Raw genomic sequence first — 13,206 nt, 5'->3', positions numbered from 1 at the left:
AGAAAGCCAGTTCATTTTAAAACGGAAAAAATTATATATTTGGATTAACAAACAGTTCTAAACGGGGGAAGCCTACAAAGGGACATAGATGATAATGAATTAAAAGAGATGTTACTGCTACTTTCAAAAAGTATAGCAGAAAAAAACATAGCTAAGATTGGCTTCAACTTAGAATACAACTATATATATCCTCCTCCATCTGATGTATCAGATTTTGATAAAATAGAACTATATATAAACAAAAATTGGGATAAAATGAATAAAGTAGATAGGCAATGCTTAATTTCTTTTGAACCATAAAATTATCCTCGCTATCGCTCGTCTGTGACGAGTGCCATCAAAGATTATTTAAATGTGATGTAATAAAAAAGTGGGTACTCCTTACTACAAGCGAGCGCCAACTGACATTATCAGCAAATTAAGATTGCGGAATTGATTTGTTCTATTACATAGAAATTAAAAAACCCCTTACTTCAAAAGAAATAAGGGGTTTAGTTTAATTGATTTTGTCACCATTTTTATCGTAAAAATGGTATTCAAGATATGTGTAAGCATCTCTGGGTAATATTTTTACCCATTTTTTATGTTCTAAAAACCATTTTGACCTGATGGAAGGGAATCCCTTGGTCAAAAAGGCCGCTATAAAAGGATGTGTGTTTAAGGTCACCTTCTTGTAGTCTTTTTTGAAAATCCGTTCCATGTCTTGGGTAATGCGTTGTACCACCTTAATTGGCGCTTCAATCTCCTCCCCACTAACATTCGGGTTTTCTTCTTTTGTCTCAATATTCCTTTCTGGGCGCACGCGTTGTCTGGTAATTTGTATCAGACCGAATTTGCTAGGAGGTAATATCTTATGTTTTGCTTTATCATCCTTCATTTCGTCACGAAGATGATTGTACAGTTTTTTTCGATTCTCTGCATTAGCCATGTCAATAAAATCGACTACTATAATCCCACCCATATCGCGTAATCGCAATTGTCTGGCAATTTCAGTAGCTGAAATTAAGTTAACTTCTAAAGCAGTGTCCTCTTGATTTTTTTCTTTGTTGGATCTATTGCCACTGTTCACATCAATTACGTGGAGTGCTTCGGTGTGTTCTATCACAATATACGCACCTTTAGCCATAGAGACTGTACGTCCGAAAGAGGTTTTTATTTGCCTCTCAATGCCATGTTTTTCAAAAATGGGCACCCCATTTTGATAATGTTTCACAATAGATTCCTTTTTTGGTGCAATTTGATGCACATATTCTTTGATTTGCATATATAGCTCTTCATCATCCACAACAATGCTAGAGAACGAATCATTGAAGATATCCCTCAAAATTGAAGATGCTTTATTCATCTCTCCAAGTACTTTACTCGGGTGAGGGGCCTTGTTGAGCTTCTTGCACATTGCTGTCCAACGTCCCAATAGGTTCTGCAAATCTGTATCTAACTCAGCCACTTTTTTACCTTCAGCAACTGTACGGACAATAACGCCAAATCCTTTAGGCGTAATGCTTTTTACCAATCGTTTTAAACGATCTTTCTCTTCTTTGGATTCTATCTTTTGTGAAATAGAAATTCGGTCAGAAAAGGGTACTAAAACAATATACCTTCCGGCTATTGACAACTCGCTACTAATACGAGGTCCTTTAGTTGAAATAGGTTCTTTTACAATTTGAACCAAGAGTGATTGATTGGATTTTAAGGCGTCAGCAATACTGCCGTCTTTATCAATATCTTTTTCAAATTGAAAGTTTTTGAGCAGAAAATCTGTGTGTTTCCCTGTGCTTACACGTTTTACGAATTTTAAAAGCGAAGGTAATTTTGGACCTAAATCATGATAGTGCAAAAATGCATCTTTCTCATAACCTACATTAACAAATGCAGCATTTAGTCCAGGAACAGCTTTTCGGATTTTGGCAATAAACACATCACCAACCGAAAAGTTGTTATCCTCTTCATCTTTATGTAATTCAATAAGTTTTCCATCTTTTAATAAGGCAAAATCAACAAAGTCTGAACTTGAACGAATAATTAATTCCTTATCCATGTTGTTAATTTAAATCCGTCCTAAAATTCATCAGAACAGATGGATTATACTAAATTTTTTGACACAGGATTCCCGATAAACTATCGGGATAATTCCGGTAAATCTAACTAGACCACAACCAGCGGTCACACTTAAATTTTATATCAAAGAACGTTACTGTAAAACCGAAAAAGTAGTTAAAAACTACTTTTTCAATTTATTTTTTCTTGTGACGGTTAGCGCGTCTACGTTTCTTACGCTTATGCGTCGCTACCTTATGTCTTTTTCTTTTCTTACCACTTGGCATAAATCAAGTCTTTTTTAAATTAATGTTTCCTTTTATATTTTACTCTACTTCAACATTAGATTTAACGCCTTCTACAAATACTTTTGCAGGCTTAAATGCAGGAATGTTGTGTGCTGGTATTTTGATTGTTGTGTTTTTAGAAATGTTTCTTCCTGTTTTCTCAGCTCTTGTCTTAACGATAAAGCTACCGAAACCTCTTAAATACACATTATCTCCACTCTCTAATGATGTTTTAACTTCCTCCATAAAGGTTTCAACGGTCGCTTGAACATCTCCTTTTTCAATTCCTAATTTCTCAGAAATTTTAGCTACTATATCAGCTTTTGTCATTGTTATTAATTTTAGGGTTTATCTATTAATTATAAGGGATGCAAATATAGGGATTTTAATTTCAATATTTCAAGCCTAATTAATTAAAATTTAACGTTGTAAAGGATTATTTTTGTTCAGAATTAAAAAATTAAATGGATTTCAACAAGACTTTAACCCTTTGGTATTCAGTACATAAGCGCAATCTCCCGTGGCGAAGAACCAAGAACCCCTATTACATCTGGTTATCTGAAATAATTTTACAACAGACGCAAATAGCCCAAGGATTACCTTATTATGAAGCTTTTGTAAACAAATATCCAACCATTTTTGACCTTGCTAACGCCCAAGAAAGTGATGTTTTGAAACTTTGGCAAGGCCTGGGTTATTATTCTAGAGCCCGAAATCTACATGCCACGGCAAAACATATTGCCACTAATCTTAATGGTGTATTTCCTAACACATATAAAGACCTATTAAAACTAAAAGGCGTTGGCGACTATACCGCTAGTGCTATTGCTTCCATTTGTTATGGCGAACCTACTGCTGTGGTGGATGGTAATGTATATAGAGTATTATCACGTTATTTTGGGATTGACACTCCTATAAATTCCACAAATGGGATCAAGGAGTTCAAAGCGTTGGCCACTTCTTTAATGGACCATGACCATCCTTCTGATTACAATCAAGCCATTATGGAGTTTGGCGCCGTGCAGTGCAAACCTAAAAACCCCTTTTGCCATACCTGTCCTTTAAATGATAGTTGTGTTGCGCTTCAAAAAAACCTGATCGACCAACTTCCTGTAAAGCTCAAAAAAACTAAAGTCAGCACAAAGTATTTTAATTTCTTGGTGCCTTTATCAACCGATAAAAAAACCATCTTCCAGAAGCGGGCAAAAAAAGGGATTTGGCAAAATCTATATCAATTCCCATTAATAGAAACAGACCAGAAACTAAAAATAGCCGACTTTAAAAAACACCCTTCCATAAATTCCTATTTTGGAGATGCCCCGTTTGAGTTTAGCCTCTATAATAATAAAGACATTGTCCACAAACTTTCACATCAGCATTTACATACTAAATTTTGGATTGTTGAAATAGACCAGCTTCCGCAGAAAGGAATTCCCATTAAAGAGTTAAAACAACACCCTACCCCTATATTAATCAGTAATTTTATTGATGAATTTTTTGAAGATTAGAGTGCACATATATTAATGTATAGTTTATGGAGCAATTACTCTATTTATATTCACCAACTGAGTTCAACAAATTCTAGCGACTATAAATAATAACTCACATTTTTTTATTACTTTTAATAATATCCGTGCAATTGGTTAATTTTGCACTTAAATTTCAAGATTATTATGTCAGGAACTTTAAATAAAGTCATGTTAATTGGTCATTTAGGTGATGATGTGAAAATGCATTATTTCGATGAGAAAAACTGTGTTGGACGCTTCCCATTGGCTACTAATGAGACTTATACAAGTAAACAAACCAATGAGCGCATAAGCAATACGGAGTGGCATAATATAGTGGTACGCAATAAAGCAGCTGAAATATGTGAAAAATATTTGAGCAAAGGCGACAAAGTATACATTGAAGGCCGCATCAAAACAAGAAAATGGAATGATGATAAAGGCATTGAGCGCTATTCTACAGAAATCCAATGTACAGACTTTACATTTTTGAGCACCAAAAATGACAGTCAGGAGCAAGCTTCACAGCAGACTCCACAAGCCTCAAACCCTAACAAAGATGTTGCTGATCCTGAACCGGATTCTAATACACCATTTTAAAAATTTAACTAATTTCTTTTCCCTTGGACCCTGAACCCATACAATTTTTAATCCTTCAGCCTTCTGATAACATTTCCTTAATTATAGGTGTTGTCTTATTATTTATACTGCTTGGCTGTTCTGCCTTAATTTCTGGCGCAGAAGTAGCTTTTTTCTCTTTAACACGTTCTGATATCGACAACGGATTGGAAGAAAATGCAACGCCATTCCAAACAATATCTAAACTTTTAGAACGCCCTAAAAAGCTATTGGCAACCATATTGGTAGCGAATAATTTTATCAATATTGCCATCGTCATCCTGTTTGCTTTTATTGGGGAGTTCTTGTTTCATCAGATTACTATTACTTGGGTAAAATTTTTACTTGAAGTGGTATTGGTGACCTTTTTAATTTTACTGTTTGGTGAAATTATCCCAAAGATTTATGCCAATAGAAACCGAATTAAGTTTGCCATGTTCATGTCGCAACCAATGCGATTTTTGGATGTGATCTTTTCGCCTATCAGTTTACCAATGCGTTCCATCACCATAAGCATTCATGAACGATTAGGGAAACAGAAGTCGAACTTGAGTGTGGATCAGCTATCTCAAGCGTTGGAATTGACCAGTGAGCACGAAACCACAATGGAAGAACATCGAATTCTTCAAGGCATCGTCTCCTTTGGAAATACGGACACGAAGCAAGTAATGCGCCCGCGTATTGATATTTTCGCTTTGCATACAGATCAAAAATATTCGGAAATCATCCCAGAAATCATCGAAAATGGGTATTCAAGGATTCCAGTTTACAAGGACACAATTGATACCGTTGTAGGTATTTTATATGTAAAAGACCTTCTTCCATATATTGACAGAAAGCAATTTGATTGGACCGCCTTGTTGCGTGAGCCTTTCTTTGTTCCTGAGAATAAAAAACTCGACGATTTAATGGCTGAGTTTCAGGATAAAAAAGTGCATCTCGCGGTGGTTGTTGATGAATATGGCGGTACTTCTGGTTTAGTATCTTTAGAAGATGTGATTGAAGAAATTGTTGGAGATATTAGCGATGAGTTTGATGATGACGATTTAATCTATACCAAGATTGACGACAACAATTATACCTTTGATGGTAAAACACCGCTGAAGGATTTCTATAAAATTGTGAATCTTGACTCTGATGCCGATTTTGAAAACCATAAAGGTGAAGCCGAAACCATTGCTGGGTTTGTCCTAGAGATTTCCGGAGTTTTCCCGAGGCGCGGTAGTAAAATAAATTTCAAAAATTACGTTTTCACTATAGAAGTCTTAGATAAGAAGCGGATTAAACAAGTAAAATTCACCATTTTATAATGATAAAAGCCAAACTCTTTGTTCTCACTTTAATCCTTTCACTTTGTTTCTCCTGTGGAGATGATCCTATCCCGAAGCCAAAAGGTTTTTTACGTCTGGACTATCCACCAGCAAAATATGAAGAGACGGCTATCGACTTACCTTTTACCTTCGAAAAGAACACACTTGCGGAACGCATAAAGTCCATTAAAGTTGATGCCAAAAACGAAACCTATGGTATCGATATTAATTATCCGACTCTAAAAGGCACCATTTACCTGACCTATATTAAGGTAAATGACAGCAATCTGATCCCATTAATCAGAGATTCCCAAAATCTGACCCAAGAACACACCTTAAAAGCTGATGCTATTGAAGGTAATCTATATACCAATTACGACCACAAGGTGTATGGTATGTTTTATGAAGTGGGTGGCAATGCCGCATCGCAATCGCAATTTTATGTGACTGACAGTGTGAATCATTTTTTAAATGGCTCGCTTTATTTTTATGCGAAACCAAATTTTGATTCCATTTTACCTGCGGCAGATTATTTAAAGAAAGATATTAAGCATATCATGGAAACCTTAAGATGGAAATAACCAACTTCTACTTTTGTAAATTACAATAATCGTTATATTTGCTAAACTTTTCAAAACAACACATGAAACGGGCTTGCTAAGAATTTTAATATCCAACGGAATGATTAGTAGTGAGCAGCATGTAACCATTGAAAAACAATACGTATAAACAAATGAAATATAAAAGAATCCTCCTCAAATTATCAGGCGAAGCATTAATGGGAGATCGTCAATACGGAATTGATCCGCAACGATTAGAAGAATATGCTGCAGACATTAGCGCCATCACCAAATTAGGTGTGGAAGTAGCCATTGTAATAGGTGGAGGGAATATTTTTAGAGGTGTTGCAGGTGCAAGCAACGGAATGGATCGCGTACAAGGTGACCATATGGGCATGCTCGCTACTGTAATTAACGGATTGGCATTGCAAAGTGCGTTAGAAGACGCTGGCATTCCAACACGTTTACAATCTGCAGTTCACATCAACCAAGTTGCAGAACCTTTTATCAGAAGAAAAGCGATGCGTCATTTAGAAAAAGGCCGTGTGGTCATTTTTGGAGGTGGCACTGGAAATCCTTATTTCACGACAGATTCAGCAGCGGTTTTACGCGCCATTGAAATTGAAGCAGATGTTATCTTAAAAGGTACTCGTGTAGACGGAATTTACAACGCCGATCCTGAAAAAGACACCAGCGCTGTTAAGTTTGACCACATCACTTTTGATGACGTTTTAAGAAAAGGATTAAAGGTTATGGATACGACAGCCTTCACCTTAAGTCAAGAAAATGAATTGCCAATTATTGTTTTTGATATGAACAAAAAAGGAAACCTCTTAAAAGTGGTTCTAGGCGAAAAAATTGGAACTAAAGTTAATCTATAAACCTAAAACTAGCCATCTGGCTCATTTTTTGAACTGTTTTAGAATTTAAAATTTTTTAATGATGAACGAAGACATAAATTTTATTTTAGATAGTACTAAAGAAGCAATGGATAACGCCATTAAGCATCTTGAAAAACAATTTGTCAATATTAGAGCCGGGAAAGCAAGTCCAGCAATGTTGGGCAGCGTAATGGTTAACTATTACGGTTCACAAACGCCGTTAAGCCAAGTAGCTAACGTGAATACTCCTGACGGTAGAACAATTTCTGTACAACCTTGGGAGAAAAACATGCTTCAAGAAATTGAGAAAGGCATTCAAATCGCAAACTTAGGATTCAATCCAATGAACAATGGTGACATCATCATCATCAATGTACCACCTTTAACGGAAGAGCGTCGTCGTGAACTTGCAAAAGTTGCGAAAGCAGAAGCTGAAGATGCTAAAATTGGGGTTCGTAGTGCGAGAAAAGATGCGAATACAGATATCAAGAAATTAGAGGATGTTTCTGAAGACCTTCAAAAAGGTGCAGAGCAAGATGTACAACATTTAACAGATAAGTACGTTAAAAAGATTGATGAACTCTTAGAATCTAAAGAAAAAGAGATCATGACAGTATAACTCAAAAGCGACTCTTAAGTCGCTTTTTTTATCTTTAAACATTAATCACTAAAACTTACGATGCAAAAATACTGTGCTTTTCTCTTTTTTATCGCTTGCATATGGTCAGCACAGTCGCAAATCCCTGCTAAAACAGGAGACACACTAACTGTTGTAGAACAAGATTCACTCAAAAAAAGTAAGTTTTTCAAACAAATTGGAAACGGCTTCTTCCCTACTCAATACATTGATATTGATTTAAGGTACTTATTTAAATTCAATCAGTATGAAGGTGTAAGAACCGGTTTAGGAGGAAGAACCAATGAAAATTTTTCGGACAAATACCGAATGAATGGCTATGTTGTTTATGGTTTTAAGGATCATAATTTCAAATATAGCATGGCTGGCGGATTCAGGCTTTCTAAAAAATCTGAAACTTGGGTCAATCTTTCGTACACTGACGATTTACAAGAAACCGGAAGTTCAAATTTCTTGACCGATAAACGCTTCTTCTCCTTTTTTGAGCCACGCTTATTGAATATTGATCGTTTTCATCATCATATCACCAAAGCAATTTCGTTAGAACATAGGATTACGCCCTATTTGTTATCTGAAACTCAACTTTCACGAAGCAATGTTACCACAACCTACAACTATACTTTTCTTGTTGATGATACCGCCTACACGGAATTCAGGATGAGTAGAGCGCAATTATCTTTGCAGTGGAATCCTTTTAACACTTTTGAAACCATAGGTGATGTAGAGGTCGAAAAAGAAGGCTTTCCAAATTTCACCTTGCAAATGACTAAAACTTTTAAGGATGTTTTGGGTGGCGATTTTAATTCCTTTAAAGCTGATTTTAGGACCATTTACAAATTAAATCACAATGTTGAAGGTGATAATTTTACAGAAGCTACCTTAACTGGAGGTCTTGCGACAGGTAAAACGCCACTGACCCATTTGTACCACGCCTATCCTAACAACATTAATAAACAGACCATTTTACAACGCTTTTCCGTAGCAGGAATTAACAGTTTTGAAACCATGTATTTCAATGAGTTTTTTTCTGACAGATTTGCAACACTTCAACTTAAGCATTATTTGAAGCCTTTTAACATTTCAAAACGCATGCAGCCACAAATGGTACTTATTTCTCGATATGCTTTGGGGAACATGCATCACATTGAGCGTCATCAAGGGGTTACTTTTGGAACTCTTAACAAGGGGTTTTCTGAAGCCGGCCTTGAGTTGAATAAAATCCTTTTTGGTTTTGGATTAAGTTTTGCCTATCGCTATGGCGGTTACCATTTGCCGGAATTCGCTGACAACGTAGCAGCCAAGTTCACTTTTAATATTACGCTTTAAACGAGCGGCAAATCTTTTGTTTTTTCTACCTTTGTCTGAGTTAAATTTGCTATGTCTAAACTATTTACAAAAAGTTTTTGGGAAGTTGTAGCGCGATTAATATTGCGAAACAAAATTATAATACTGGTTGTTATTGTTTTAATAACGCTATTTTTTAGTACCCAATGGAAAAACATGCGCTTCACGTTTACGGAAGCCAACCTTCTTCCCAATGATCACGAAGTCAATCAGACCTACAATAAATTTCTAGACATTTTTGGAGAGGAAGGCAATTTGGTCGTCCTTGGTGTTAAAGACTCCTCACTTTTTACAGTTGAAAAATTAAATGCATGGAACCGACTTTCTGAAAGTTTCAAGCAGTATGACGAAGTCGAAACCGTTCTATCCATAAAAGACCTTCAAAAACTCGTCAAGAATACGGAAAAGGAAAAGTTTGATCTGAAACCTTTCATAACAGATTCTTTAACGACGCTTTCTGAAATTGACACCTTACAACAAGAGCTTTTTCAGCAATATCCCTTTTATGACAACTTTCTTTTCAATAAAGAAACGCGTACTATAAGAACAGCCATTTACCTCAAAAAGGATATTATCAATACGGCAGCTAGGAAAGATTTCATTATGGATGTCCTGGAAACCAAAATCAAAACTTTTGAAGAAAAGTATGATATGGACGTTCGAGTTTCCGGTATGCCATATATCAGAACCCTAAATTCCCAAAGTATTGTAGATGAAATCGGGCTGTTTATTGGGGCTGCTCTATTAGTAACGTCATTTATATTCTTTTTGTTTTTCAGATCGATTAGAGCGACACTCATAGCGCTTCTTGTGGTTTCTGTGGGCGTTATGTGGACTTTTGGTATTATCGGGCTCTTGGGTTATGAAATTACCGTACTGACGGCTTTAATTCCGCCATTAATCATTGTAATCGGAATTCCCAATTGTATTTTCCTAATCAATAAATACCAACATGAGGTAAAACTTCATGGAAACAAAGTAAAATCATTACAACGTGTCATCACTAAAATTGGGAACGCTACGTTAATGACCAACATGACCACGGCCTCTGGTTTTGCTACGTTTATTCTAACTCAAAGCACCTTATTAAAAGAATTTGGTATTGTCGCATCGTTGAGTATTATTTCAATATTTATACTCTCTTTACTGATAATTCCAATCATCTACACCTTTTTACCTTATCCTAAAGAGCGCCATTTAGATCATTTTAATCGCCGTTGGACTACAGGATTTGTGGATTGGATGGCACGCATGGTTAAAGAACGCCGTATTACCATTTACATCACGGCGGTAAGTTTATTGACCCTAAGTATAATTGGCATTTTCCAAATAAAGATTTCAGGAAGTCTTATTGAAGACATGCCTCAAGACACGGAATTTTTTAAGGACATCCGCTTTTTTGAGAATGAATTCAACGGCATCATGCCTTTGGAAATCATGGTAGATACCAAGCGTAAAAAAGGGGTCATGAAGTTGAGCACGCTCAAGCGAATGAATGAGTTAGAGGAACATATTAATGAAATTCCGCAACTTTCTCGCCCTGTGTCCGTGGTCAGTTTGGTGAAATATTCAAAACAAGCCTATTATAATGGCAACCCTAAATATTATCAATTACCAACAAGCCAAGAAAACAGTTTTATTTTATCATACGCTAAAAACTCCAGTACAGAAGCTGACCTTTTAAAGAGTTTTGTAGACAGTACTGGCCGTTATGCACGTATCACCACTTTTATGAAAGATATTGGTACTGATAAAATGGAACGTATCGAAGAAGACCTTCAAACCAAAATCGACAAACTATTTCCAGAAGAGCAGTACGAGGTCATCATGACTGGTAAAGCGTTGGTGTTCCAAAAAGGAACCAATTATTTGGTTAAAAACCTTGTCATTTCACTCTCACTTGCCATTCTTCTGATTGCCTTGTTTATGGCCTATATGTTCCGATCGTTTAGAATGATTGTAGTCTCCTTGATCCCGAACTTATTGCCATTGTTAATCACCGCAGGACTCATGGGGTATTTGGGCGTACCAATAAAACCTTCAACTATCTTAGTGTTTAGTATTGCCTTTGGGATTTCAGTTGATGACACCATACACTTTTTGGCAAAATACCGACAAGAATTGCAAGCCAATAATTGGAAGATTAAGAAGTCCGTTTATGGCGCCTTGCGTGAAACTGGCGTGAGTATGTTTTATACGTCAATTGTTTTATTCTTCGGGTTCTCAGTATTCACCTTATCGATTTTTGGAGGTACCGTTGCATTGGGTGCGTTAGTTTCAGCAACCCTATTATTCGCGATGTTATCCAATCTGCTCTTGTTGCCGTCTTTGTTGTTATCTTTAGAAAAGAGCATCGCCAACAAAGAAACCTTGAAAGAACCTACAATAAACATTATCCCTGAAGAAGACGATTCGGAAGCGGATAACCACCACACCTAAATATCTGATTCCAAACTGAAGTTACATTTCCGTTTGGAATCTGTTTTTTGAGACATTAAAGATTGAAAGCTTATGGGCTTTTTTTATCTTTGCACACTTAAATTTATGACGATGACATCAAAAACTGTTGCAGAACTATTAAAGGCCGATTTTAAACCGCAAGACATTGACATTAAAGGGTGGGTAAGAACCTTTAGAGCGAATCGTTTTATTGCTTTAAATGATGGTTCTTCACTTCAAAATATACAGTGTGTTGTAGACTTTGAAAATACCGACGAAAAAATCTTAAAGCGCATCACTACTGGTGCCGCAGTTCATATTAAAGGTGAATTGATTGAAAGTCAAGGTAAAGGTCAATCTGTTGAAATTAAAGTTGATCAGATTGCAATTTTAGGTGATTCTGATCCTGAAACATACCCAATTCAGCCTAAAAAACACTCTTTTGAATTTTTACGCGAAAATGCACACTTACGTACCAGAACCAATACTTTTAGTGCGGTAATGCGTTTGCGTTCAACCTTATCTTTCGCGATTCATAAATATTTTAACGATAACGGATTTTACTATATGCACACCCCAATTATTACTGGGAGTGATGCTGAAGGTGCAGGAGAAATGTTCCGTGTAACGGGATTGGATGCTAAGAATCCACCATTAACTGAAGAAGGCAACGTTAATTACAAAGAAGATTTCTTTGGCAAGGAAACCAATCTTACGGTATCTGGACAGTTGGAAGCAGAAGCTTACGCCATGTCTTTAGGTAAAGTGTATACTTTTGGTCCTACATTTAGAGCTGAAAATTCTAATACATCCCGCCATTTGGCTGAATTCTGGATGATTGAACCAGAGGTTGCTTTTATGGACTTGGCAGGAAACATGGACTTGGCTGAAGATTTCTTAAAATCTGTCCTGAAATATGTTTTAGAGCATAACCGTGCAGACTTAGAATTCTTAGAGCAACGTTTATTGGACGAAGAAAAAACGAAACCACAAGCTGAGCGTTCAGAAATGAGCCTTATTGAAAAGCTGCGTTTTGTGATTGACAACAACTTCAAACGTGTAAGCTATACCGAAGCCATCGATATTTTAAAGAATTCAAAACCAAATAAAAAGAAGCAATTCAACTATATTATTGAAGAATGGGGTGCAGATCTTCAAAGTGAGCACGAGCGTTTCTTAGTTGAAAAACACTTCAAATGTCCAGTAATTTTATTTGATTATCCAGCTAACATCAAAGCGTTCTACATGCGTTTGAATGAAGATGGTAAGACCGTTCGCGCTATGGACATCCTTTTCCCAGGTATTGGTGAAATGGTTGGAGGTTCGCAACGTGAAGAGCGCTTAGACGTTCTAAGAGAAAAGATGAAAGCCTTAGACATTGATGAAGAAGAATTATGGTGGTATTTAGATTTACGTAAATACGGAACCGCAGTGCATTCAGGCTTCGGACTTGGTTTTGAGCGTTTGGTAATGTTCGCAACCGGAATGGGTAACATCCGCGATGTCATTCCTTTCCCAAGAACGCCGCATAACGCAGAGTTCTAATTAGTATACATCGCCTCACAGGTCAATTTTAAACTATTGA

General features: G+C 36.4%; 11 protein-coding genes. 9 read left to right on the top strand and 2 right to left on the bottom strand.

Translation table 11 applies throughout. From position 1 onward, the window contains the following. Positions 1-496: 496 nt before the first annotated feature. The gene (locus Q0947_RS07870; RefSeq protein WP_299394958.1) at positions 497-2,038 is read right to left on the bottom strand and encodes a ribonuclease E/G; all 1,542 of its coding nucleotides are present in this window, start codon (positions 2,036-2,038) and stop codon (positions 497-499) included. A 325-nt stretch (positions 2,039-2,363) separates the two neighbouring features. Next, entirely contained in the window at positions 2,364-2,654 is a 291-nt protein-coding gene (locus Q0947_RS07865; protein ID WP_299394955.1) for an HU family DNA-binding protein, read from the bottom strand. A 134-nt stretch (positions 2,655-2,788) separates the two neighbouring features. On the opposite strand from Q0947_RS07865, the gene mutY reads away from it, so the two are divergent. The 9 genes from mutY (at position 2,789) to asnS (ending at position 13,166) form a co-directional block, all read left to right on the top strand. Beyond that, a complete protein-coding gene (mutY, locus tag Q0947_RS07860; RefSeq protein WP_299394950.1) occupies positions 2,789-3,832 on the top strand; it encodes an A/G-specific adenine glycosylase in 1,044 nt (347 codons plus the stop codon). A 165-nt stretch (positions 3,833-3,997) separates the two neighbouring features. Then, a complete protein-coding gene (ssb, locus tag Q0947_RS07855; RefSeq protein ID WP_299394947.1) occupies positions 3,998-4,432 on the top strand; it encodes a single-stranded DNA-binding protein in 435 nt (144 codons plus the stop codon). Positions 4,433-4,455: 23 nt separating this feature from the next. Next, the gene (locus Q0947_RS07850) at positions 4,456-5,760 is read left to right on the top strand and encodes a gliding motility-associated protein GldE (protein ID WP_299394944.1); all 1,305 of its coding nucleotides are present in this window, start codon (positions 4,456-4,458) and stop codon (positions 5,758-5,760) included. Beyond that, positions 5,760-6,341, top strand: coding sequence for a gliding motility lipoprotein GldD (gene gldD / locus Q0947_RS07845; protein ID WP_299394940.1), 582 nt, complete (start codon positions 5,760-5,762; stop codon positions 6,339-6,341). Before Q0947_RS07850 ends, gldD begins: the two co-directional genes overlap by 1 nt. A 152-nt stretch (positions 6,342-6,493) precedes the next feature. Beyond that, positions 6,494-7,201, top strand: coding sequence for a UMP kinase (gene pyrH, locus Q0947_RS07840; protein WP_299394938.1), 708 nt, complete (start codon positions 6,494-6,496; stop codon positions 7,199-7,201). 61 nt (positions 7,202-7,262) lie between these two features. Continuing rightward, complete coding sequence (frr, locus tag Q0947_RS07835) at positions 7,263-7,820, top strand: ribosome recycling factor (protein ID WP_299394934.1); 558 nt, start codon at positions 7,263-7,265, stop codon at positions 7,818-7,820. A gap of 60 nt (positions 7,821-7,880) precedes the next feature. Next, positions 7,881-9,164, top strand: a complete 1,284-nt coding sequence (locus Q0947_RS07830; RefSeq protein WP_299394931.1) for a hypothetical protein — start codon at positions 7,881-7,883, stop codon at positions 9,162-9,164. Between the two features lie 51 nt (positions 9,165-9,215). Beyond that, entirely contained in the window at positions 9,216-11,621 is a 2,406-nt protein-coding gene (locus Q0947_RS07825; protein ID WP_299394927.1) for an efflux RND transporter permease subunit, read from the top strand. A 111-nt stretch (positions 11,622-11,732) separates the two neighbouring features. Continuing rightward, entirely contained in the window at positions 11,733-13,166 is a 1,434-nt protein-coding gene (gene asnS / locus Q0947_RS07820; protein WP_299394923.1) for an asparagine--tRNA ligase, read from the top strand. The last annotated feature ends 40 nt before the right edge of the window (positions 13,167-13,206 follow it).

It is taken from the genome of uncultured Gelidibacter sp. (assembly GCF_947500795.1).
Taxonomy (GTDB): Bacteria; Bacteroidota; Bacteroidia; order Flavobacteriales; family Flavobacteriaceae; genus Gelidibacter.
The sequence above is the reverse complement of the archived record's forward strand: the minus strand, read 5'-3'. Positions and strand labels throughout refer to the sequence as shown.